The organism is Micromonospora sp. WMMD812, from assembly GCF_027497215.1.
Taxonomy (GTDB): Bacteria; Actinomycetota; Actinomycetes; order Mycobacteriales; family Micromonosporaceae; genus Micromonospora.
The window spans coordinates 6316301-6338601 of the sequence record NZ_CP114904.1 but is presented as its reverse complement, the minus strand read 5'-3'; the positions used below and the strand labels follow the sequence as shown (position 1 = coordinate 6338601).

The 22301-nt window shown below is 74.1% G+C and carries 18 protein-coding genes; 13 read left to right on the top strand and 5 right to left on the bottom strand.

Features of this window, described 5'->3' with window-relative positions; all coding sequences use genetic code 11:
* Nucleotides 1-1384 precede the first annotated feature (1384 nt).
* The 3 genes from O7603_RS29365 (at nucleotide 1385) to O7603_RS29355 (ending at nucleotide 5450) form a co-directional block, all read left to right on the top strand.
* Nucleotides 1385-3325: a bifunctional adenosylcobinamide kinase/adenosylcobinamide-phosphate guanylyltransferase gene (locus tag O7603_RS29365; protein ID WP_281572962.1), complete on the top strand. Its 1941-nt coding sequence runs from the start codon at nucleotides 1385-1387 to the stop codon at nucleotides 3323-3325.
* On the top strand, nucleotides 3315-4088 hold the full coding sequence (gene cobS / locus O7603_RS29360; protein WP_281572961.1) for an adenosylcobinamide-GDP ribazoletransferase: 774 nt from the start codon (nucleotides 3315-3317) through the stop codon (nucleotides 4086-4088). The genes O7603_RS29365 and cobS overlap by 11 nt, the downstream gene beginning before the upstream one ends.
* A 66-nt stretch (nucleotides 4089-4154) precedes the next feature.
* Nucleotides 4155-5450 (top strand): DUF2314 domain-containing protein, encoded by a 1296-nt coding sequence (locus O7603_RS29355; RefSeq protein ID WP_281572960.1) that lies wholly within the window; start codon nucleotides 4155-4157, stop codon nucleotides 5448-5450.
* Nucleotides 5451-5462: 12 nt separating this feature from the next.
* Here O7603_RS29355 and gcvT read toward each other — a convergent pair whose 3' ends face one another.
* Nucleotides 5463-6605, bottom strand: a complete 1143-nt coding sequence (gene gcvT / locus O7603_RS29350) for a glycine cleavage system aminomethyltransferase GcvT (protein WP_281572959.1) — start codon at nucleotides 6603-6605, stop codon at nucleotides 5463-5465.
* Nucleotides 6606-6766: 161 nt separating this feature from the next.
* On the opposite strand from gcvT, the gene O7603_RS29345 reads away from it, so the two are divergent.
* On the top strand, nucleotides 6767-8338 hold the full coding sequence (locus O7603_RS29345; protein WP_281572958.1) for a leucyl aminopeptidase: 1572 nt from the start codon (nucleotides 6767-6769) through the stop codon (nucleotides 8336-8338).
* Between the two features lie 117 nt (nucleotides 8339-8455).
* On the opposite strand, the gene O7603_RS29340 is transcribed toward O7603_RS29345, so the two are convergent.
* The gene (locus O7603_RS29340; RefSeq protein WP_281572957.1) at nucleotides 8456-8785 is read right to left on the bottom strand and encodes a hypothetical protein; all 330 of its coding nucleotides are present in this window, start codon (nucleotides 8783-8785) and stop codon (nucleotides 8456-8458) included.
* A 136-nt stretch (nucleotides 8786-8921) separates the two neighbouring features.
* Between O7603_RS29340 and lpdA the strand changes: the two genes are divergently transcribed.
* A complete protein-coding gene (gene lpdA / locus O7603_RS29335) occupies nucleotides 8922-10352 on the top strand; it encodes a dihydrolipoyl dehydrogenase (protein ID WP_281576859.1) in 1431 nt (476 codons plus the stop codon).
* 73 nt (nucleotides 10353-10425) lie between these two features.
* Nucleotides 10426-12297, top strand: a complete 1872-nt coding sequence (sucB, locus tag O7603_RS29330; protein ID WP_281572956.1) for a 2-oxoglutarate dehydrogenase, E2 component, dihydrolipoamide succinyltransferase — start codon at nucleotides 10426-10428, stop codon at nucleotides 12295-12297.
* 85 nt (nucleotides 12298-12382) lie between these two features.
* On the opposite strand, the gene O7603_RS29325 is transcribed toward sucB, so the two are convergent.
* Nucleotides 12383-13327 carry an SDR family NAD(P)-dependent oxidoreductase gene (locus O7603_RS29325; protein ID WP_281576858.1) on the bottom strand — a complete coding sequence of 315 codons (945 nt, stop codon included), beginning with the start codon at nucleotides 13325-13327 and terminating at the stop codon, nucleotides 12383-12385.
* Nucleotides 13328-13470: 143 nt separating this feature from the next.
* On the opposite strand from O7603_RS29325, the gene O7603_RS29320 reads away from it, so the two are divergent.
* The 3 genes from O7603_RS29320 to O7603_RS29310 all read left to right on the top strand — a co-directional run bounded on the left by O7603_RS29320 (nucleotide 13471) and on the right by O7603_RS29310 (nucleotide 16771).
* Nucleotides 13471-14049, top strand: coding sequence for a TetR/AcrR family transcriptional regulator (locus tag O7603_RS29320; protein WP_281572955.1), 579 nt, complete (start codon nucleotides 13471-13473; stop codon nucleotides 14047-14049).
* A 241-nt stretch (nucleotides 14050-14290) separates the two neighbouring features.
* The gene (locus O7603_RS29315) at nucleotides 14291-15646 is read left to right on the top strand and encodes a low temperature requirement protein A (protein WP_281572954.1); all 1356 of its coding nucleotides are present in this window, start codon (nucleotides 14291-14293) and stop codon (nucleotides 15644-15646) included.
* A 201-nt stretch (nucleotides 15647-15847) separates the two neighbouring features.
* Entirely contained in the window at nucleotides 15848-16771 is a 924-nt protein-coding gene (locus O7603_RS29310) for an LLM class flavin-dependent oxidoreductase (RefSeq protein WP_281572953.1), read from the top strand.
* Between the two features lie 90 nt (nucleotides 16772-16861).
* Here O7603_RS29310 and O7603_RS29305 read toward each other — a convergent pair whose 3' ends face one another.
* A complete protein-coding gene (locus tag O7603_RS29305; protein ID WP_281572952.1) occupies nucleotides 16862-17701 on the bottom strand; it encodes an oxidoreductase in 840 nt (279 codons plus the stop codon).
* A gap of 102 nt (nucleotides 17702-17803) precedes the next feature.
* On the opposite strand from O7603_RS29305, the gene O7603_RS29300 reads away from it, so the two are divergent.
* The 3 genes from O7603_RS29300 to O7603_RS29290 all read left to right on the top strand — a co-directional run bounded on the left by O7603_RS29300 (nucleotide 17804) and on the right by O7603_RS29290 (nucleotide 20811).
* The gene (locus O7603_RS29300) at nucleotides 17804-18706 is read left to right on the top strand and encodes a LysR family transcriptional regulator (protein ID WP_281572951.1); all 903 of its coding nucleotides are present in this window, start codon (nucleotides 17804-17806) and stop codon (nucleotides 18704-18706) included.
* A gap of 235 nt (nucleotides 18707-18941) precedes the next feature.
* Complete coding sequence (locus O7603_RS29295; protein ID WP_281572950.1) at nucleotides 18942-19301, top strand: hypothetical protein; 360 nt, start codon at nucleotides 18942-18944, stop codon at nucleotides 19299-19301.
* 19 nt (nucleotides 19302-19320) lie between these two features.
* Nucleotides 19321-20811, top strand: coding sequence for a hypothetical protein (locus O7603_RS29290; RefSeq protein WP_281572949.1), 1491 nt, complete (start codon nucleotides 19321-19323; stop codon nucleotides 20809-20811).
* A gap of 31 nt (nucleotides 20812-20842) precedes the next feature.
* On the opposite strand, the gene O7603_RS29285 is transcribed toward O7603_RS29290, so the two are convergent.
* Nucleotides 20843-21205 carry a MerR family transcriptional regulator gene (locus O7603_RS29285; RefSeq protein ID WP_281572948.1) on the bottom strand — a complete coding sequence of 121 codons (363 nt, stop codon included), beginning with the start codon at nucleotides 21203-21205 and terminating at the stop codon, nucleotides 20843-20845.
* Between the two features lie 53 nt (nucleotides 21206-21258).
* Here O7603_RS29285 and O7603_RS29280 point away from each other — a divergent pair, with 53 nt between their 5' ends.
* Nucleotides 21259-22257 carry an aldo/keto reductase gene (locus tag O7603_RS29280; protein WP_281572947.1) on the top strand — a complete coding sequence of 333 codons (999 nt, stop codon included), beginning with the start codon at nucleotides 21259-21261 and terminating at the stop codon, nucleotides 22255-22257.
* Nucleotides 22258-22301: the final 44 nt, after the last annotated feature.

The following is a 22301-nucleotide window of genomic DNA, read 5'->3' as shown; positions in this document are numbered from 1 at the left end:
AGACACGCGACGCGACGCTGGCCACCATCCCGCTCTCCGCCCGCCCGCCGTGGGCGCTGGCCGGCCCGACCCCGGCCGGCCCGGCGGCCGCCGCCGGCCCGTCCGCCCCGGCCACCGGGCTGCCGCCGGTCCAGGCCCCGCCGACCCCGACCCCGCCGGCCGCGATTCCGCCGGCCGTTCCCGGGGGTACGCACCCCGCCCCGCCCGGTGACCCGGTCCCCTCGTCCTTCCCGACCACACCTCCACCCGGCACCCCGGCCCACCTGGCCGCTACGCCGCTGGCCGGCACCCCGGCTCTCCCGGCCACGCCGCCCACCGGCAGCCCGGCCCACCCGGCCCTTCCGACCACGCCGCCGACCGGCGCTCCGGCTCTCCCGACCACGCCGCCCACCGGCGCCCCGGCCCATCCGACCACGCCGCCGCCCGGCGTCCGGCCCGGCCACGGCCCCGGGCAGCCGACCTACTCCGCCGGGATCGCGCCGGTCTCCGCCGCGGGTGCGGGCGGCACCGGAGCGCCGGCCGCACCGCCGGCCGCGACGGGCTCTGCCGGCCCGGCCGGACACCCGGTCGGGGCGGCGCCGTGGCCACCCGCGGGGGCGGTGGACACCCGGGAGGACCCCCGCCCGGCAGGGTCGGGCGGCCGCCGTCGGGCCCTGCTGGTCGGGGCCGCCGCGGTCGTGCTGGTGGCGGTCGCCGCCACGGTGGCCGTGATCACGTTGCGGCCCGGCGGCGGGCCCGAGGGCGGCGGGCGGCCGCCCGCGTTGGCCGGCGAGTCGGGGCAGGCACCGCAGTCGCCGGCGCCGCAGCCGGCCGCGACCACGCCCGGGCGGGCGGCCACCAGCACGCCGAGCGGCACCCGGCCGGCGACCCCCACGCCGGGTGGCGCACCGGGCCGGCCGAGCGAACCGGCCGGCGGCGCGCCGAGCACCGGGCCGACCGGAGGCACCAGCGCCCGGCCCACGCCCACGACCAGCAGCCCGAAACCGAGCAGACCCAACCCGTATACGGCGACCCAGGTGTGCGGCAGCGGCTATCAGGTGATCGACTCCGCGACGCTGACCGGCGGCGACGGCACGCGCAAGGGCCGCGTCTACCTGCTCTACCACCCGGGCACCGGCGCCAACTGCACGGTCACGTTGAAGGACACCGCGGTCGGCACGCGAACGGCGGTGTCGGCGTACCTGGAGGTGAAGGGGAAGGCCCGGAGCACCGACAGCGGCTCGTTCGACTACTACGCCGGCCCGGTGCGGGCGGGCGCGGCCGGGGCGTGCGTCAAGTGGGGCGGGTCGACCGGTGGGGTCAGCTACGCGAGCGGGTTCGAGCACTGCGGCTGACCGCCCGGGCCGGCAGGCAGCCCCACCCCCGGCGGCTTTAAGGTACGGGCATGTCGGTTGACGGGTGGAACACGGTCCTGGTGCTCGGCGGCATCCGGTCCGGCAAGTCCGAGTTCGCCGAGTCCCTGGTCAGCGACGCGCCGGTGGTCCGTTACGTGGCCACCGCGCCCGAGGGGGACCCGGACGACACCGAGTGGGCCGCCCGGCTGGCGGCGCACCGGGAACGGCGGCCGGGCAGCTGGACCACGGAGGAGACCGCCGGCGACCCGCGCCGGCTGGCCGACGTGATCGCCGCCGCCGAACCGAACGAGACCCTGCTCGTCGACGACCTCGGCGGTTGGGTGACCGTGCTGCTGGACCCGGCGCACCAGCCGGCGGACGACACGGCGACGATCGCCGAGCTGGCCGCCTCCGTCCGCGGCTGCCCGGCCCGGCTGGTGCTGGTCAGCCCGGAGGTGGGCCTCTCCCTGGTACCGACCACCCCGCTCGGCCGGGCCTTCACCGACGCGCTGGGCGCGGCCAACCGGGCGGTCGCCGACGCCTGCGACGCGGTGGTCCTGGTGGTCGCCGGCCAGCCCGCCTGGCTCAAGCCGGGCACGACCGCCGCGCCGGGTGCCCCGGCCGCCGTGGCGCCGGCCGCCGCCGAACCCGCCCTGGCCGCCCCGCCGGCCGCCGCCGTGAACGGCGCCGCCCTGGAGCCGATGCCGGAGCTGGTCGCCCTGCCGGACGTGCGGACCCCCGCCCCGCCGGCCGCCCCCACCGGAGGCGTCACCCCCTGGGCCGCGCCGACCATGGCGTTGCCGATGGTCGCCACCGGGCTCGTCATCCAGCCGGGCATGGAGTTGCCGATGCCCGACGAGTACGCCGGTCCGCAGGCGATCGAGCGGCTCGCCACCCTCGACGTGCCCGGCGCCGGGCTGGGCGTGCTGGACCGGGTGGTCGGCTTCGCCGCCGCCACCCAGGGCACCCCGACCCCGGCCGCCTGGGCGTCGGCACGCGTGCTGCTGGTGCACGGCGACCACGCCGGCGGGGCCGCCGCCGGCACCGTGCCCGGGGAGTCGATGCGCCGGGCCGAGCAGGCCCGCGCCGGGCGGGGCGCGCTCGCCCGGCTGGCCGCCGAGTGCGGCGCGAGCCTCCAGGTGGTCACCGCGCCGACGGCGGGCCCGATCGAGGCCGAGCCGGCGCTCACCGGCGACCAGGTCGAGTCCGCCCTGCGCTACGGCTGGCGGCTGGCCGAGGAGGCCGCCGAGGCGGGCGTACAGCTGCTGGTGCTGGCGGCCTGCGGAGCCGGCACCGAGGCCGCGGCCGCGGCGGTGCTCGCCGCGACCGCGGGCGCGGAACCGCCGGCGGTGCTCGGCCGGGTGGTCACCGACTCCGGCGAGATCGACGACGCGGCCTGGATGCGCCGCTGCGCCACCGTCCGCGACGCGCTGCACCGCACCCGCCGCTCGCCCCGCGGGGCGAAGGACGTGCTGGCCGAGCTGGGCGGCGGGGACATCGCGATCGCCACCGGCGTGCTGCTCGGCGCGACGGCCCGCCGGATCCCGGTGATGGTGGACGGGCCGGTCGGGCTGGCCGCCGGCATGGTCAGCCGCGACCTGGCCGGGCAGGCCCGGCACTGGTGCCTGATCGCCGACCACGGCGGGCACCCCGCGGCGCGGCTGGCCGCCGACGTGCTCGGCCTGACCCCGGTGCTCGACCTCAAACTGGATCTCGGCGAGGGCGCGAACGCGCTGGTCGCGTTGCCGATGCTGAACTCGGTGCTGGCGCTGGCCGCCGCGCTGCCGACCCACCCGTCGCTGGGGGGCGGCGAGCCGGGCCACGACGGGACCGGCGCCGACACGGCGGCCGAGGAGCCGGAGTACGCCGAGCCGGAGCCGGCCGGGCCGGGCCCGACCAGCACCGAGCCGGAGTTCGCCGAGCCGGAGCCCGCCGGGCCGGGCCCGACCAGCACCGAGCCGGTGGATCCGTCGGGCTGGCGTGCCGACTGAGCCCCGGCTCGTCGCGGGGGCGCGGCTGGCGCTCACCACGTTCACCACGCTGCCGGTGCGTGCCGGCCGGATCGACCGGGCGGTGGCGGGCACCGCGATGACGCTCGCCCCGGCGGTCGGGGCGCTGCTCGGGGTGGTGCTGGCCGGGGTGCTGCTGCTCCTGGCCGCGTTCGCGCCCCCGCTGGTCGCCGCGGGGGTGACGGTCGGCGCCGCCGCGCTGCTCACCCGGGGCCTGCACCTCGACGGGCTGGCCGACACCGTGGACGCGCTGGGCTCGTACCGGCGGGGGTCGGCCGCGCTGGAGATCATGAAGAAGCCGGACGTCGGCCCGTTCGGGGTGGCCGCGCTGGTGGTCGTCCTCCTGGTGCAGGCCGCGGCGCTCGCGGAGCTCGCGGGGCGGTCCCGGCCGGCGGCCCTCGCGGCGGTGGTCGTCGCCACGGCGGCCGGCCGGCTCGGCGTCACGCTGGCCTGCCGGCGGGGCGTGCCGGCGGCCCGGCCCGAAGGGCTCGGCGCGCTGGTCGCGGGCACCGTGGGTCGGCTCGCGCCGGTGATCGGCGCGGCGGCCGTCGCGCTGGTGGCCGTCGCCGCGGTGCCGGGCCGGCCGTGGCAGGGGCCGCTCGTCGTCGGTGCCGCGCTCGCCGTCGCGATGCCGCTGCTGGCACACGTGGTACGCCGGTTCGGCGGGATCACCGGGGACGTGCTCGGCGCGACCGTCGAGGTGGTCACCACGCTGGTCTACCTGGGACTGGTGCTGTCCGCCTGAAGGTGGCCACGCCTGCCGGGTAGCGTTCGGCTCGACAGCACCAGCAAGGCCAACCGGGGGACGAGAATGCTCATCACGGACGACTTCCTGCCCGTACCGGTCCCGGAGTCGCTCAACGCGACCTACCTGGTGCCCGTCGCGGGTCTGCCGCGGATCAGCACGAAGAACGCGGTGGCGGCGCTCGCCGGGCGGCTCGCCGAGCCGGTCTACGGGCTCGCCCGGCAGATGCTGGACAGTCCGCTGATGAGCGTGGACACCCGGCCGATCGGCGAGTTCCCCGAGCTGCCGCCGGACCTGCTCACCGCGTTCGGCGCCACCGAGGCGCAGCTGGACCGGCTCGCCGCGGCCAGTCACCTGGTGGTGGTGCAGGCCGAGTACCGGCCCGGCTGGCCGCCGGCGCACGAGTGGGCGGCGCGGGCGGTGGCGGCGGCGGTCGCCGAGTCGGTCGGCGGCGACGTGGTCGACGTGTTCGGCTTGCAGTTCCTGGACCCGGCGACGGCGCTGCGCTCGCTCCCCGACGAGCATGGTCGGATCCGGCTGGTCGACTGGGTGCTGGTGCCCTACTCGTCGGACGCGGACGGGCTGTGGTTCACCACGAAGGGGCTGCGCCGGTTCGGTCTGCTGGAGCTGCAGACCCAGGGCGTGCCCGACCACCTGACCCGGGCCTGGGGCGCGGTGATGACCGGCGCCGCACGGCGGCTGCTGCGGGACTGGACCGACGGGCTGGCCGGCGAGGAGGTGCCCGCGTTCGTGCAGCTGCCGGTGCTGGCCACGGTCACCGGGCACGACATCGCGGTGGCGTACGGCAACCCGGAGCAGCACGGCGCGACCGCCCCGGTGCTGCTCCGGCTGGAGTTGGACCCGGCGACCGACCCGGACGCCGACTCGTTCCTGAGCCTGCGGCCGCCCGAGGGCCACCCCGGCCCGGACGGCCGGTACTACGCGGCCGCCTGCGCCACCCTCTTCGCCGGGATCCAGCCCGACGTGCGCTACGCCCGGTCCGGTGACGCGATGAGCAAGGCGATCGCCACCGCCCGGGCGGGACTCGACGACGTGCGGACCCGGTTCGTCGGCGGCCGGCTGCCACGCGAGTCGCAGCTGGTGGTCAAGTACGGCCTACCCGGCGAGGACGGTCCCGAGTACGTCTGGGCCGGGGTCACGACGTGGGACGACGCGGAGCGGATCGTCGGGGTCAGCGCCAGCGACGCCAACTCCGACCCGACCGTACGGATCGGCTCCCCGGTCGTGGTCGAGGCCGCCGACGTCGTCGACTGGGCGCTGCTGGACGGCACCGGCGTCGTCGAGGGCGGCTGGACCCAGGCCGTCCTCGACGCCGGCGAACGCCCGCACGCCGACAACTGACCCCGTCCGGGGTTACTTCACCGAGGGCTGGACGAACGGGGGGCGGGTGACGCGCATCTGGGCGCGGCGGCCGCGGATGTCGACCTCGACCAGGTCGCCGTCGACGAGGTTCGCGGCGGTGTCCAGCAGGGCGAGCGCGATGCCCTGCTTGCGGGTCGGCGAGAAGGTGCCGCTGGTGATCGTGCCCACCCTGGCGTCGCCGACGTGCACGGTCATGCCGGGGCGCGGAATGGCACGGTCGACGGCCTCCAGGCCGCGCAGCGTACGCCGGGGGCCGGCCGCCTTCTCCGCCCGCAGCGCGTCCCGGCCCCAGAAGGCCGGCTTGTCCCAGCCGACCGCCCAGCCGGAGCGGGCCTGCACCGGGGTGATCTCCAGCGACAGGTCCTGCCCGTGCAGCGGGTAGCCCATCTCGGTGCGCAGCGTGTCCCGGGCGGCGAGCCCGCACGGCCGCAGCCCGTACGCCTCGTCGGCGGAGAAGAGCGCGTCCCAGACCGCCACGGCGTGCTCCGCCGACACCACCAGCTCGTAGCCGTGCTCGCCCGTGTAGCCGGTGCGGCAGACGGTCAGCTCCACCGGGCCGGTGGGGCCGTCCAGGGTGGCGGCGGAGAAGCTCATGTACTCGTGCGCGGTCGGCAGGCCCAGCGAGGCGAGCAGCTCGGCCGAGCGCGGGCCCTGCACGGCGAGGACCGCGTACGCCTCGTGCTCGTCGGTGACCGTGACCGACGGCGGCGCGGCGGCGCGCAGCCGGCGGACGACCTCGGCGGTGTTCGCGGCGTTCGGGATCAGGAAGATGTGGTCGTCGGCGTGCAGGTAGGCGATGATGTCGTCCACCACCCCGCCGGTGGCGTCGTCGCAGCAGAGCGTGTACTGCGCCCGGCCGGGGCCGATCCGGCCCAGGTCGTTGCTGAGGCAGGCGTTGACGAACTCCGCCGCGCCCGGCCCGGTCACCCGCGCCTTGCCCAGGTGCGACACGTCGAACACACCCACCCCGGTCCGCACCGCCGTGTGCTCGCGGAGCACGCCGCCACCGGCGTACTCGAGCGGCATCTCCCAACCCCCGAAGGGGGCGAACTTGGCGCCGGCGGCGGTGTGCCGCTCGTGCAGCGCGGAACGGCGCAGCCGGGTCGCGGCGGCGTCGGTGGTCACGTCGGTCATGGGTGGCAACTTACCGGGGGCGGGGCTGCTGGTTAGCATCGGCGGGACCCGCCGGAGCCATCGGCGGGACAGCCCTGACGTCCGGCGGGTAGGTTGCCGCCGAGACCTTCACCGCCGGCACGCGTCCCCGCGGCCGGCCCGGCCCGCCCGGAGTAGCTTCAGTGACATCGCCCCGCACCACCCTCAGCCTGGTCGACACCGACCCCGCCGAGCTCGCCGTCGACGCCATCGTGATCGGCGTGCACAGCCAGACCGGAGAGCAGGACGCCACAAGCGGCCTCGCCGGCACCCTGCTGCTGTCCACCGGCGCCGAGAGCATCGCGGCCGCCTTCGACGGCAAGCTCACCGAGACGCTGGCGCTGCTCGGTGCGACCGGCGGGCCGGGTGAGGTGATCAAGCTGGCCACGCTGGGCACCGTCACCGCTCCGGTGGTCGCGGCCGTCGGCCTCGGCCCCGAGCCGTCCGGCGCCGCGCCGACCCCGGAGACGCTGCGCCGGGCCGCCGGCGCGGTCGTCCGGGCGCTCGCCGGCGCGGGGCGGGTGGCGCTGGCCCTGCCGCTGCCGGACGACGCCGACGCCCCGGCGGCGCTGCGCGCGGTGGCCGAGGGCGCTCTGCTCGGCGGGTACCGCTTCGCCGGCTACAAGACCCGGCCGCAGCCGACCCGGCGCGAGCCGGTGGCCGAGGTGCTGATCGCCGTGCCGGACGCGAGCGACCGCACCGCGCAGGCCGAGGTCGCCCGCGCCCAGGCGGTGGTGGCGGCGGTCCGGGCCAGCCGCGACTGGGTGAACACCGCGCCGAACGAGCTGCGCCCGCCGGCCTTCGCGGAGGCCGTGTCGGCCGCGGCACGGGAGGCCGGGCTCGGCGTCGAGGTGCTGGACGAGGCCGCGCTCGCCGCCGGCGGGTACGGCGGAATCATCGCGGTCGGGCAGGGCTCGGAGGCCCCGCCGCGGTTGGTGAAGCTGACCTACACCCCGGAGGGTGGCGGCACCGGCAAGCGGGTGGCGCTGGTGGGCAAGGGCATCACCTTCGACACCGGCGGCATCTCGATCAAGCCGGCTCAGGGCATGTGGGAGATGAAGTCCGACATGGCCGGCGCCGCCGCGGTGGGTGCCGCGATGCTGGCCGTGGCCGCGCTCAAGCCGTCCGTCGCGGTGACCGGCTACCTGCCGATGGCGGAGAACATGCCGTCGGGCACCTCGTACCGGCCGGGTGACGTGATCAGCATGTACAGCGGCAAGAAGGTGGAGGTGCTCAACACCGACGCCGAGGGCCGGATGATCCTGGCCGACGCGATCGCCCGCGCCTGCGAGGACGGCTGCGACTACCTCTTCGAGACCTCCACGCTGACCGGTGGGCAGGTGATCGCGCTGGGCAAGCGGATCGCCGGCGTGATGGGCACCCCGGAGCTGTGCGAGCGGGTGAAGGCCGCCGGCGACGCGACCGGCGAGCCGGCCTGGCCGATGCCGCTGCCGGACGACGTGCGCAAGGGCATGGACTCCGACGTCGCCGACATCTCGCAGGTCAACGCCGGGATGGACCGGGCCGGGCACATGCTGCAGGGCGGCGTGTTCCTGCGTGAGTTCGTCACCGAGGACGTGGCCTGGGCGCACATCGACATCGCCGGCCCGGGCTACCACTCCGGCGAGCCGACCGGCTACTGGGCCAAGGGCGGCACCGGCGTCCCGGTCCGCACCCTGCTGCACCTGATCGACGACGTGGCCGCCAACGGCTGACTGCCGCGCGGATCAGCGCACGTTCGCGAAAAGAGTGGCCGACCCGCGCGGGTCGGCCACTCTTTTCGCGAGTACGCCCTTCCGGGCGCGCGGCACGGCACGGGCGCCGCGGCAGGGTCAGTAGAGGTCGGGGCGACGCTTGCGGCGCTCGTTGAAGTCACGCATCCGCTTCGGGTAGCCCATCAGGCGCACGTCGTAGACCGGGATCGCCATCCGGTGCGCGAACCGTCGCGCGCCGTCCGGCCCGTCGATCCGCCGGCGGGTCCACTCGCCGTCGTCGGCGATGAGCATCACGGTCGTCTCGGTGACGGTGGTCCGGGGCTCGATGTAGACCTCCACCCCGCGCCGGGTCCGGACGAAGTTCTCAAGATGCTCCAGATCGGCACGGTCAGCCGCCCGGTCGTGGCTCACCACCCGCGCCTGTTTGCGCCGCCGGAACAACCCCACGGACCTCTCCCCCACAATCCGTCATCGACAACGGTGCCAAGAGTACGTGTCGCGGACGTGTCGTTGGGCACCTCGGTACGCGCCCTGCGTCCGGTGGTGACAAGATGACCGAGGTGGGGAGTGCCCCGTTTCCCCGCTGGGCCCCCGATGCAGCGACGCGACCTGGGAGTTGGACGTGAGCGAGCCGAACGACACAACCTTCGACATCGTGATCCTCGGAGGTGGGAGCGGCGGCTACGCGACCGCGCTGCGCGCCGCCCAACTGGACCTCTCCGTCGCCCTCGTCGAGAAGGGCAAGCTCGGCGGCACCTGCCTGCACAACGGGTGCATCCCGACCAAGGCCCTGCTGCACGCGGCGGAGATCGCCGATCAGACCCGCGAGTCGGAGCAGTTCGGCATCAAGGCCGAGCTGGTCGGCATCGACATGGCCGGCGTCAACTCGTACAAGGACGGCGTGATCGCCCGGCTCTACAAGGGCCTCCAGGGGATGCTCAAGAGCAACAAGGCGATCACCATCATCGAGGGGCACGGCAAGCTGGTCGCCCCGAACACCGTCGAGGTGGACGGCCGGCGCTACACCGGCCGCAACGTCGTGCTGGCCTCCGGCTCGTACGCGAAGAGCCTGCCCGGCCTGGAGATCGACGGCGAGCGGATCGTCACCAGCGACCACGCGCTGGTGATGGACCGCGTCCCGTCCTCGGCGATCGTGCTGGGCGGCGGTGTGATCGGCGTCGAGTTCGCCAGCGTGTGGAAGTCCTTCGGCGTGGACGTGACGATCATCGAGGCGCTGCCCCGGCTGGTCGCCGCCGAGGACGAGGAGTCCTCGAAGGCGCTGGAGCGGGCGTTCCGGAAGCGGAAGATCAACTTCAAGGTCGGCAAGCCGTTCGAGAAGGTCGAGAAGACCGACAGCGGCGTGAAGGTGACCATCGCCGGCGGCGAGACCGTCGAGGCCGAACTGCTCCTGGTGGCGGTCGGCCGGGGCCCGACCACGGCCAACCTCGGCTACGAGGAGCAGGGCGTGAAGATGGACCGTGGCTACGTCCTGACCGACGAGCGGCTGCGCACCAACGTGCCGAACGTGTTCGCGGTCGGCGACATCGTGCCGGGCCTCCAGCTCGCGCACCGCGGTTTCCAGCAGGGCATCTTCGTCGCCGAGGAGATCGCCGGCCTGAACCCGGCCGTGATCGACGAGGCGGGCATCCCGCGGGTCACCTACTGCGACCCGGAGCTGGCGTCGGTCGGCCTGACCGAGGCGAAGGCCAAGGAGCAGTACGGCGCGGACAAGGTCAAGACCTACAACTACAACCTGGGCGGCAACGGCAAGAGCCAGATCCTCAAGACGGCCGGCTTCGTGAAGCTGGTCCGGGTGGAGGACGGCCCGGTGGTCGGCGTGCACATGGTCGGCGCCCGGGTCGGTGAGCTGATCGGTGAGGCGCAGCTCATCTACAACTGGGAGGCCTACCCGGCCGAGGTGGCGCAGCTCGTGCACGCCCACCCGACGCAGAACGAGGCCCTGGGTGAGGCGCACCTGGCCCTCGCCGGCAAGCCGCTGCACGCGCACGCCTGATCGAGAACTGATTCCGCGGCGTCCGGCGGCAGACGGGCGAGATCGCACCAGGGGAATGAAGGAGTCTTAGAAGATGCCGGTATCGGTCACCATGCCCCGGCTCGGCGAGAGCGTCACCGAGGGCACCGTCACGCGCTGGCTCAAGCAGGAGGGCGAGACCGTCGAGGTCGACGAGCCCCTGCTCGAGGTGTCGACCGACAAGGTCGACACCGAGATCCCGTCGCCCGCGGCGGGCGTGCTGACCCGGATCGTGGTGGGCGAGGACGAGACCGCGGAGGTCGGCAGCGAGCTGGCCGTGATCTCCGGTGAGGGCGAGCAGGCCGGCGGCGCCGCGCCGCAGCAGCAGGCCCCGGCCGAGCAGCCGGTCGCCGCCCCGGCGCCGCAGCCGACGGCTGCCGCCGAGGGCACCGGTCCCGAGCCGGAGCAGGAGCGGCCGGCCGCTCCTGCTCCGGCGGCCCAGGCCGCGCCGGCGCCGTCCGGCGCGGGCACCCCGGTCACCATGCCGGCGCTGGGCGAGAGCGTCACCGAGGGCACGGTCACCCGGTGGCTGAAGCAGGTCGGCGACACCATCGAGGTGGACGAGCCGCTGCTCGAGGTGTCCACCGACAAGGTCGACACCGAGATCCCGTCGCCGGTCGCCGGCACCGTCCTGGAGATCAAGGTCGCCGAGGACGAGACCGCCGAGGTCGGCGCCGAACTGGCCGTGATCGGCGCCGCCGGCGCGGCCCCGGCCGAGGTGAAGCCGGCTCCCGCGCCGCAGCCCGAGGCGAAGCCGGCCCCCGCGCCGCAGCCCGAGGCGAAGCCGGCCCCCGCGCCGCAGCCCGAGGCGAAGCCGGCCCCGGTGGCCGAGCCCACCCCGGGCGCCTCCTACAACGAGCCGGCCCCCGAGGCGGAGACCTCGGCGCAGCCGGTGCAGGCGGAGCAGCGGGCGGTGCCGCCGGCGCCGGCCCCGACCCCGCAGCGCCCGTCGGCTCCCGTGCAGGGTGGCGGGGAGGAGGCGGCCGGCTACGTGACCCCGCTGGTCCGCAAGCTGGCCAGCGAGCACGGCGTCGACCTCTCCTCGGTCAACGGCACCGGCGTGGGTGGTCGGATCCGCAAGCAGGACGTGCTGGAGGCGGCGGAGAAGGCGAAGGCGGCCAAGGCCGCCCCGGCCCCGGCGGCGCAGCCCGCCGCCGCCGCGCCGAGCAAGCCGGCCGCCGCCAAGCCGCAGCCGAGCGCGAAGCGGGGCAGCACCGAGAAGCTGACCCGGATCCGCGCGGCCATCGCCAAGCGGATGCAGGAGTCGCTGCACGAGATGGCGCAGCTCACCACGGTGATCGAGGTGGACGTCACCAAGGTCGCCAAGCTGCGGGCGCAGGCGAAGGACGCCTTCCAGCAGCGGCACGGCGTGAAGCTCTCGTTCCTGCCGTTCTTCGCCCTCGCGGCGATCGAGGCGCTCCAGACCTACCCGATCGTCAACGCGCGGATGGACCTGGCCGCCGGGACGATCACCTACCCGGACGCGGAGCACCTGGGCATCGCCGTCGACACCGAGCGCGGGCTGCTGGTGCCGGTGATCCACAACGCGGGTGACCTGAACCTGGGCGGCATCGCCAAGCGGATCGCCGACCTGGCCGAGCGCACCCGGACCAACAAGATCAGCCCGGACGAGATCGCCGGGGCGACCTTCACGCTGACCAACACCGGCAGCCGGGGGGCCCTCTTCGACACCCCGATCGTGCCGTCGCCGCAGTCGGCGATGCTCGGCACGGGTGCCGTGGTGAAGCGCCCGGTCGTGGTCAACGACCCGGAGCTGGGCGAGGTGGTCGCCGTCCGGTCGATGGTGTACCTGGCGCTCTCCTACGACCACCGGCTGATCGACGGCGCCGACGCGGCCCGCTTCCTGGTCGCGGTCAAGGAGCGGCTGGAGGCCGGCAACTTCGAGGCGGAGCTGGGCCTGGCCTGATCCGACAAGCAACGACGAAGGGGCGCCCCGGTCACCCGGGGCGCCCCTTCGTCGTGTCTCCCGCCCCCGTTCGCCGGTCCGGCGGTCAGGCCCGGAGCATGTCCTCGGAGACCCGCCAGAGCCGCTCGGCAGCCTCCGGGTCCAGCGCGTACGGCGCGTAGCCGGTGCGGGTGCCCGGCTGGTTGGGCCCGGCCTCCTGGCAGTCCTCGAAGTAGCGCCCGCCGACGCCCTCCAGCAGTGGCGACGCGGCGAGCAGCACCGAGGTCGCGGCGCCCTGCTCGGTGGTCTTCCAGTAACCGGCCCCGCCGCCGCTCTGCGACCGCATCCGGTCCAGCTCCTCCTCGCTGATGTAGCGCTGGAGGTTGGTCCGGATCGCGCCCGGCATCAGCGAGTTGGTGAGGATGCCGTCGTCGGCCCAGCGCCGGGTCGCCTCCACGGCGAAGAGCACGTTGGCGGTCTTCGACTGCCCGTACGCCGACCACGGCTCGTACTCCCGCTCGGCGAAGTGGATGTCGTCGAAGACCACGGGCGAGCGCAGGTGCGCGGCCGAGCTGACCGAGACGACCCGGGCGCCACCGGCCGCAGCCAGGGCCCGGTGCAGCCCGGTGGTCAGCGCGAAGTGGCCCAGGTGGTTGGTGGCGAACTGCATCTCCCAGCCCTGCGGGGTGCGCATCTCGGGCGAGGCCATGATGCCGGCGTTGTTGACCAGGATGTGCAGCGGGCCGTCCCAGTTCGCCACGAACGTGCCCACGGAGGCCTGGTCGGCCAGGTCCAGCGCGGCGACCAGGATCCGGTCGTTGCCGGTGGTGGCGGTGATGTCGGCCGCGGCCTCCTGGCCCGCGTCCGGGTTGCGGACGGCGAGGGTGACGTCGGCGCCGGCCTCGGCGAGCGCCCGGGCGGTCTCCACGCCGATGCCGGAGGCGCCGCCGGTGACGACCGCCCGGCGGCCGGCGAGGTCGACGCCGCGTACCACCTCCCGGGCCGTGGTGTCGCGGGAGAAGGGTGTGTTCACGCGTGTGCTCGTCATGATCCATCCTTGTCGGTGGCGACGGGCAGGGGCGCCCGGCCGCTACGATGAGAAGCGGAGGATCCTCCGTTACGGTCGAGCCTAACCGGAGGTTCCTCCGTTTGCCAACCGGCCACTGGCCGACCCTGCCGGGAAGAGGAGGCGACGTGCCGGACACCGGCCCCCGCCCACTGCGCGCGGACGCCCAGCGCAACCGCCAGCGGCTGCTGGACGCCGCGGTACGCGCGTTTTCCCAGCGCGGGCCGGACGTAACGCTGGAGTCCGTGGCCCGGGACGCCGGGGTCGGCATCGGCACCCTCTACCGCCACTTCCCCACCCGGGAGGCGCTGGTCGAGGCGGCCTACCGCAACGAGTTGGCCAAGCTCTGCGACGCGGCGCCCGACCTGCTCGAGGAGCTGCCGCCGGACGAGGCGATCCGGACCTGGATGGACCGGTTCGTCGACTACCTCGCCACCAAGCGCGGCATGGCCGACGCGCTGCGCCTCGTCATCGCCGCCGGTAGCAACCCGTACGCGCAGAGCCGGGACCTGCTGCTCGGCGCGCTCGGTCTGCTGCTCGAGGCGGCCGCCCAGGCGGGAACCGTCCGCGGCGACGTGGCGGCCGCCGACGTGCTGGCCAGCCTGAGCGGGGTTTCGCTCGCGGCCGGCGAGCCGGCCCAGCGGGACCAGGCCGGCCGGCTGCTCGACCTGTTGATGGACGGCCTGCGCTTCCGCGCCGGAGGCTGACCCGACTCCCCGTCCGGGCTCGCCCCGCGTCGCAGGACGAGACCAGAAGGCGTCCAGGTCGACGCCCGGCCAGCGCAACAGCGCGTCGTAGCCGGGCGACGTCCAGGCCCCGACCGCCTGGCCGGGCGCCTGACCGGGCTTCCGAACCGGCGACACCTGCGTCGGCCGGGTCCCGCCCCGCCGCACCTGAGCTGGGCGGATTCCGGCCCGGCGCCCCCCGACCCGCTGACAGACTCGATCAATGGGGAGTCACCGGTGGCGCGACCGGCTGGGACCGGCCGTGGCGATCGCGCCGGGGGCCCGGGTCGACAAGTTCGAGGTCTTCTTCGACCTGGTCTTCGTCTTCTCGTTCTTCATCATCACCCGCGCGACCGCGATGAACATCACCGGCGCCAGCCTGCTGCACGCCCTGCTCGTGCTCGCCGTGCTCTGGTGGTGCTGGGTGGTGCACAGCGTGGTCGCCGCCCGCGTCCGGCTCGGCGAGGGCTTCGTCCCGGTGCTGATGGTGATCGGGATGGCGGCGCTGTTCTGCTTCGCGCTCTCGCTGCCCCAGGCGTTCGCCGATCCCCGTCAGAACGCCGCCGGGCCGATGGTGGTGGCGGTCAGCTACCTGGTGATCCGCGGCGTGCACCTGCTGCTCTACTGGCACGTCGCGCAGGAGAAGCCGGGCGAGCGCCGCCTGCTGTTGAGGTACTCCCCCGAGGTCGTCCTCAGCACCGCCCTGCTGCTCGCCGCCGCGCTGGTCCCGCCCCAGATCGAGGACCTGGGCCGGGCGATGCTGGTGCGCGACCTGCTCTGGCTGAGCGTCGTGGTGCTCCAGTACGGCAGCGGCCTGGTCGCCGGCGCCTGGGGCTGGACGATCACGTCGGCCGAGCACTGGACGGAGCGGTACGACCTGATCCTCATCATCGCGCTCGGCGAATCGATCATCTCGGTCGGTGTCGGTGGCAACCTGCTCGGCCAGCCGGTCACCTGGCCGGCGGTCGCCGCGGCGGTGTGCGGGATCGTCTTCACGGCGGCGCTCTGGTGGGCGCACTACGACGTGGTCGGCCCGGCCGCCCGTATCGCGCAGCACGCGGCGCTGGGCCGCCCCCGGGTGGCCATGGCCCGAGACGCCTACGCCTATGTCTACCTGGTCATGATCGCCGGGATCATCGTCTTCGCCCTCGGCGCCGAGGAGATGGTCCGCCAGATCGCCGACCCGCACGTCAGCCTGCTCGAACCCACCCACGGCCCCGGCGTGCCACTGCTGTTCGGCGGGGTGATCTGCTACTTCTGCGGCACCATGCTGTTCCAGCTGCGCACCCTGCGGACGCTGTCGTGGAGCCGGGTGGGCGTCGTGGCGGTGCTCGGCGCGGCCATCCCGGCGGGCGTCCTGCTGCCCGCTCTCGCCGCCCTCGGCCTGCTGACCCTCATCTGCGTCGGCCTGGTGGCCGTCGAGGTGGTGGTGATGGCCGACTCGCGGGGGGCCCTGCGCACCGCGGTCTTCCAGGAGAAGACGACTCACGAGGCACACGAGGTGGCCTTCCGCGCCGCCTGGCACGAGCCCGAGGAGAAGGACGGTCCCGGGCACGGCGGCGGCACCCCGCCCGCCTGAACGCCGCCGCCGCACCGCCACCGACTCCCGCCGCGGCCGACTCGCGCCGCCACCGCCGCTCCGCCACCGCGGACTCGCGGCGCTGCCGCCCCACCACCGCGCTGCCACCGCCGACTCGCGGCGCTGCCGCCCGGTCTGCCGGTAGCAGAATCGGCCCAGACCTGGTGGCCGCGTGCGCCGAAGCCCGGCAGGCTGGGCCGCATGGTCACCTTCAGCCTCCAGGCCAGCCCGGCCGACGCCGCCGGCTGGGCCGCGCTGGCCCGCCGTGCCGAGTCCGTCGGCTTCGACGCCCTGTTCACCGCCGACCACCCCGGGGTGGTCACCAGCCCGTTCGTGGCCCTGGCCGCCGCCGCGGCGGTGACCAGCACCATCGGCCTCGGCTCGTACGTCTCGAACGCCGGCGTCCGGGAGCCGATGCTGCTCGCCGCCGACGTGGCCACCCTCGACCTGGTCTCGAACGGGCGGGCCCGGCTCGGCATCGGCGCCGGCCACACCCCGGCCGAGTGGCGGGCCGTCGGTCGGGAACGGCCGGACGTGGCGGGCCGGGTACGCCGCTGCATCGCCGTCGCCCAGGCGACCCGGGCGCTGCTCGACGGCGAGGAGGTCACCGTCGACACCTCGGACCTGGTCGTCCACGGCGCCCGGCTGGAGAAGCCCCGTCCGGTGCAGCGGCGGATCCCGCTCACCGTCGGCACCGCGAACTCGCGGCTGCTGCGCTGGGCCGGGGCGTACGCGGACGTCGTCGGACTGGCCGGCCTGGGCCGTACCCTGCCCGACGGTTACGCCCACGAGGTGCGCTGGCGGGCGGCGGACATCGAGGCGCAGCTCGCCGAGGTCGCGGCCGGCGCCGAGGGCCGCGACGCACCGCCGGAGCTGGAGGCGCTGGTGCAGAAGGTCGTGGTGACCGACGACGCCGAGGCCGCGGCCGCGGAGACGGCCGAGGACACCGGCCTGACCGTCGCGGAACTGCTCGCCACCCCGTTCGTGCTGATCGGCACGGAGGACGAGATCGTCGCGGCGGTCGCCGCGCACCGCCGCCGCTGGGGCGTCACCCGCTACGTCGTCCGGAGGGACGCCCTCGATTCCCTGGGCACGTTCCTGCCCCGCCTGACGGCCGCGGCGTGACGGCCCACCGGCCGGCCAGGCACGTCGCGGGGTCTCCGCGGCCGCGACCGCGTGCCTGTCGACGGGCCTCGACAGGCACGCGCACAACGGTCAGGCGACCGCGGTCGACCTGCTGATCTCTTCCCACCGGGCGACCTCGGCCAGCAGCGCCGCGTGGTGCTCGCGCAGCCCGTCCACCGCGTCACCGCCGAGCAGGAGCCGCAGCGGCGGTCGGTCGCTGTCCAGCACCTTCAGGATGGCCGCCGCGCCCTTCACCGGGTCGTTCGGCTCCGCGCCCAGCAACTCGTCGGTGTACCTCCGGGTCGCCCCGGCCGTGTCCCGGTAGGCCGCCATCGCCCCGGTGACGTACTTGTTGGAGTTGAACTCGGTCCGGAACGCGCCCGGTTCCACGATCAACACCCGTACCCCCAGCGGAGCCAACTCGGAGGCCAGCGTCTCGGACAGCCCCTCGAACGCCCACTTCGCGGCGTGGTACGCCCCGAATCCGGGGTACGTCTTCTGCCCGCCCAGTGAACTCATCTGCACGATGGTCCCGCTGCCCTGCTCGCGCATCAGCGGTACGACCGCCTTGGTAACCTCGGCCGCACCGAAGAAGACCACCTCCATCTGCTGGCGCAGCTCCGCCATGCTGACCTCCTCAATCGCACCGAGGACCAGCGAACCGGCGTTGTTGACCAGGACGTCGATCCGGCCGTGCAGCGCCAGCGTGGCCTGCACCGCGGCGTCGATCGAAGCCCGGTCGGTGACGTCCAGCGCCACCGTGGCCACCCGGCCCCGGCCCTGCTCCGCCAGGTCCGCCAGGGTCTCCGGCCGACGGGCGGTGGCCATCACCCGATCGCCGGCGGCCACCGCCGCCAGCGCGAGTTCCCGGCCGAAGCCGGAGGAACAACCGGTGATCAACCAGACCCGGCCCTGCGTGTTGTCCTGCATCTTCTCGCTCCTGCCACGTGTGGTCGTGAACAGCAACGATGCTGCTGCGGACGGTTGGGCACGACCAACACTGGCTGCCTGGCACGGCGGTAGGCTCGGCCTGTGACCCCTGATCTTCGGCAGCTCAGGTACTTCGTCGCCGTCGCCGAGGAGTCCAGCTTCACCCGGGCCGCCACCCGGTTGATGATCGCGCAGCAGTCACTCTCGCAGCAGATCAACGCGCTGGAACGGATCCTCGGCGCGAAACTGTTCGACCGGGACAGCCGGGGCACCAGACTGACCGACACCGGGGCGCTGTTCCTGCCCGAGGCGCGGGCGGTGCTCGACCGCGCCGACGAAGCCGTCGCCGTGGTCCGCCGGGCCGTACGCGGCGAGATCGGCCGGCTCCGCCTCGCCTTCCTGTCCACCACCGCGAACCATCTGCTGCCGCCGGTGGTCCGGGTGGTCCGGGAACAGCTTCCCGGCCTGGAGCTGGCCACCGAGGAGACGGCCATCGGGCCGCTGGTCGAGGGCCTGTTCAACGGCCGTTACGATCTCGCGTTCACCCGCCCACCACAGGTCCCCGGCCTGGCCGCCCGGACGCTCGCCACCGAACAGGTGTGCATCGTCCTGCCCGAGGAACACCCACTCGCCGGGCGCGACGAACTGACCCTGCCCGAGCTCGCCGACGAACGTTGGGTGATGACGCCGCGCAGCTCCTGGGAACCCTGGCACCGGGTGTTCGACGAGAAGTTCCACGCCGCCGGATTCATCCCCGAGATCGTCGCCCGGGACACCAGCGTGCAGGGGCTGCTCGGCCTCGTCGCGGCCGGCGTCGGGATCACCCGACTCGGCTGGTCGGCACACAACCTCCGCCGTACCGGTGTGGTGTTCGTCCCGCTGACCGGGGAGTTCACCGCGACCGAGATGGTCTGGCTGCCCGACAACAGCTCGCCCACGCTGCGCCGGGTCCTGGACGCGGTGACCGAGTTGGCCGCCACCACGGATCTCACCACCACCGGTTGAGGCCCGGTGCGGCAGGGCGATCGCCGGCTCTTCGCCGAGTGCCAGCCCAGCACCGCTCGGGTTGATCGCCGGCCCTCGACGCCCGGAGGCAGCACCGCGCCCCCGACGGCGGCAGCACTCCTCAGCCGCGAGCCTCCGCGGCAACCGCTAACGCATTCCCGACACAGCCGATCGGTTCCTTGACGCCACCGCACGCCACGCCCACATTGGAGGTGTCGTGGAAAGGTGACGCACCGTGAACATCGAGATCGCCGACCGAGCCGATCTCGATCGGGCTGAGGCGCTGGTCTCGTGGCTGCAGCGCCCCCATCTCGACCGGGTCACCGTCATGATGCCCGGGCTCGATGACACCGAGCGTGACCGCGCGGCCAGGGCGATCCGGCGGCTGTTCAACGACTGCGGCTGCACCTGGGCGGCGGTGGCGTTCGTCGCCGCCGGGGCCGCCGCCGTCCTGATCGGTCCGAGTGGCAGCCGGGCCGTCGCCGTGGCGGCGGCCGGCTGCCTCCTCACGGCGGTAACCGCCAAGCTCCTCGGCCTGGCCTGGAGCCGATGGCGCCTGCTCGCGCGACTGCGCTCCCTGCATCCAGCCTCCTGACTCGAAGGGGGGATCTCTCATGGCACTCGTCTGCACCGAAATCACCGAATGGATCGAGGAGGAGGTCTCCAAGCCTGTCGAGGAGTGGGAGGAACGGCAGGAGAAGAAGTGCAAGGACTACCCCTGGTACGACCCGCGCGGCTGGGTCTGCTGGTTCGTCACGTACTTCGTGAAGGTCATCCGGTGGGTGGTCGTCATCGTCGGCAAGTGGGTGACCCGCACGGTCTGCAAGCTGGTCGGGGTCGTCGTCGAGGCGATCGTCGACATCGTGGCCGGACTCTGGGACGTCGTCGTCGGCATCGTCACGCTGGACTGGCGGCGGATCCTCGACGGCCTGCTCCGGATCGGGATCGGCGCCGTCCTCGGGGCCATCCGGCTGGGCCGCATCGTGCTCCTGGGCGACACGATCGACTACATCATCGAGGAAATCAACAAGGAGCGGCTGCGCCGCTACGTGCGCGGCCTGCTGGAGGCGAAGTACTCCGGCGACGCGCTGGCCCAGATCAAGGAGGCGATCCGGCTGGACCACGGCGCGTTCGGGCTGCGCCTGCACGGGACGGCGTACCGGACGGTGCTCGACTCGGAGACGCCGTCGCCGCGCGAGCCGGGCGTACCCCACCTGGTCGTGCTGCACGAACAGGGCGCGATCAACCTGCGGGCGCTCTGCGGTTTCGAGTTCGACGAGGGTTTCTGGAACCGCAAGCGCTACAAGACGGTGAAGAAGGGGCCGGTGCTGGGCGGCGGTGGCGGCGGCGGCGAGTTCGACAACCCGATCTCCGCCGAGGAGCTGGACACCTACCTCACCTCCCGGGGCGCCGAGGGCCCGCCGTTCATCGTGCTGCCGATGCGCGACGGCGCGCTGGACACGAAGCTCTCCATCGCCAGCGAGAAGGGCCGCGAGCTGGCGCTGATGCTGGACTTCGACCAGGATCGGCGCGAGGTCACCGCGGCGGGCCACATCGTGCACACCGGATCCAGCGCCGCCCAGACCCGGTTCCTGATCGACGTGTTCGGCCGGCGTGACAAGACCGTCGACTCGGCGGGTGCCACCGCCGACCTCTGCCACCCGGTCGTCGTCGGGGTGTTCCGCTACACGAACACGCTTCGCGGGCTGGCGAGCAACCTGCACGGCACCCGGTGCGGGCTGAGCGCCGACAACGCCTCCGGCGCCACCTTCGTCGACAACCTTCCCGACGACATCTGGAAGTACGTGCCGATCCACGAGCTGGGCCACTACTTCGGGCTCTGCCACACCGACGGCGTGGACCGCATCATGTACTCCCCGAAAACCAACAGCTGGTGGCGCGGCTGGTCGATCCCTCGCGGGGTGCTGAACATCTACCTGCAGGGCGAGCCGACGTTCACTTACGGCGAGGCGAAGGCGACCTGGGACTACATCGTCGCGCACTTCGCCCCGGAGTGCCTGGGCGCGAAGCCGATCGTCATCACGGTCCGGCCGACCGCCGCCGACTCGGCGGACGCCGGGCACGCGGCGGACGCCGTCGCCTGATCGGCGGACTGAGCGACGCCGGCTCAGCCGCTCAGTCCTGGTCGGACAGCCCCTCGTAGTAGCGGATCTTCCCGCGCAGGTGGTCGTACTGGCGTTGGAGCAGGCGCATCTGCTCCTCCACCTGTGCGGCGTGCCGCTCCAGCAACGCCTTTCGCTCGCTGACGGTGTGCTCACCTTCTCGGGCCAGCTCGGCGTAGCGGCACATCTGCGCGATCGGCATGCCGGTGTCGCGCAGGCAGCGGAACAGCACCAGCCAGCCCAGGTCGTCGTCGGTGAAGACGCGCCGGCCGCCGGACGTGCGGCCCACGTCGCTGAGCAGGCCGATCTTCTCGTAGTACCGGAGGGTGTCGAGGCTGAAGCCGCTGCGGCGGGCCGCCTCCGAGGGCGCGTACATGTCCGCATCATAGGGCTTGACCTGGAGCGCGCTCCAGGTTGAAGGCTGTACGCATGACGACAACACGGAAACTGGGCCGCAGCGGCATCGAGGTCAGCGCGATCGGCATGGGTTGCTGGGCCATTGGCGGGCCACTGTGGGGTGACGGCGGGCAGCCGTTCGGCTGGGGCGAGGTCGACGACGACGAGTCGGTCCGCACCATCCACGCCGCCCTCGACGCCGGCGTGACCCTCTTCGACACGGCCAGCAACTACGGCGCCGGGCACAGCGAGCGGGTCCTCGGCCGGGCGCTCGCCGGCCGCCGCGACCGCGCGGTGATCGCCACCAAGTTCGGCAACCGCGCCGACGAGGCCACCCGACGGTGGACCGGCACCGACGCCACCCCGGCGTACGCGGTGCGGAGCCTGGAGGAGTCGCTGCGCCGGCTCGGCACCGACCACGTCGACCTCTACCAGCTGCACATCAACGACCTGCCGGTGCCCGAGGCGCTCGACCTGGTCGGCACACTGGAGGATCTGGTCGCCCAGGGCAGGATCCGGGCGTACGGCTGGAGCACCGACCACCCCGACTCGGCGGAGGCGTTCGCGGCGTCCGGCGCGCACTGCACCTCGATCCAGCACGACCAGTCCGTGCTGCTGGACAACGCCGCGATGCTGGCGGTCTGCGACACGTACGACCTGGCCAGCCTCAACCGTGGTCCGCTCGCGATGGGCCTGCTCACCGGCGCGAAGCGGGCGGTCGGCCGCGACGACGTACGCGGGATGGCGCCGGACTGGCTGGTCTGGTTCACCGACGGCCGGCCGACACCGCAGTGGTCGGCCCGGGTCGAGCAGATCCGCGCGGCGCTCACGGCCGACGGCCGTACCCTCGCGCAGGGCGCGCTGGGCTGGCTGCTGGCCCGCAGCCCGCGGACCGTGCCGATCCCCGGCGCCCGGACGGTGGCGCAGGCGCGGGAGAACTTCGCCACCCTCGCGCGCGGGCCGCTCACGGCCGACGCGTTCGCCGAAGTCGAGCGCCTGCTGGCCGACCTGCGGCCGACGCCGGCGAGGTGAGAGAAGGACAACCGGCTTCAACGCGGCCGGGTCGGCGTTCGTAC

Excerpts from the sequence above, each read along its gene's own strand:
- O7603_RS29310 (WP_281572953.1), top strand. The coding sequence starts at position 15,848 with ATGGTCACCTTCAGCCTCCAGGCCAGCCCGGCCGACGCCGCCGGCTGG.
- O7603_RS29285 (WP_281572948.1), bottom strand. The coding sequence starts at position 21,205 with ATGTACGCGCCCTCGGAGGCGGCCCGCCGCAGCGGCTTCAGCCTCGAC.
- O7603_RS29355 (WP_281572960.1), top strand. The coding sequence starts at position 4,155 with ATGCTCATCACGGACGACTTCCTGCCCGTACCGGTCCCGGAGTCGCTC.
- O7603_RS29315 (WP_281572954.1), top strand. The coding sequence starts at position 14,291 with ATGGGGAGTCACCGGTGGCGCGACCGGCTGGGACCGGCCGTGGCGATC.
- sucB (WP_281572956.1), top strand. The coding sequence starts at position 10,426 with ATGCCGGTATCGGTCACCATGCCCCGGCTCGGCGAGAGCGTCACCGAG.
- gcvT (WP_281572959.1), bottom strand. The coding sequence starts at position 6,605 with ATGACCGACGTGACCACCGACGCCGCCGCGACCCGGCTGCGCCGTTCC.
- O7603_RS29365 (WP_281572962.1), top strand. The coding sequence starts at position 1,385 with ATGTCGGTTGACGGGTGGAACACGGTCCTGGTGCTCGGCGGCATCCGG.
- O7603_RS29305 (WP_281572952.1), bottom strand. The coding sequence starts at position 17,701 with ATGCAGGACAACACGCAGGGCCGGGTCTGGTTGATCACCGGTTGTTCC.
- O7603_RS29290 (WP_281572949.1), top strand. The coding sequence starts at position 19,321 with ATGGCACTCGTCTGCACCGAAATCACCGAATGGATCGAGGAGGAGGTC.
- O7603_RS29280 (WP_281572947.1), top strand. The coding sequence starts at position 21,259 with ATGACGACAACACGGAAACTGGGCCGCAGCGGCATCGAGGTCAGCGCG.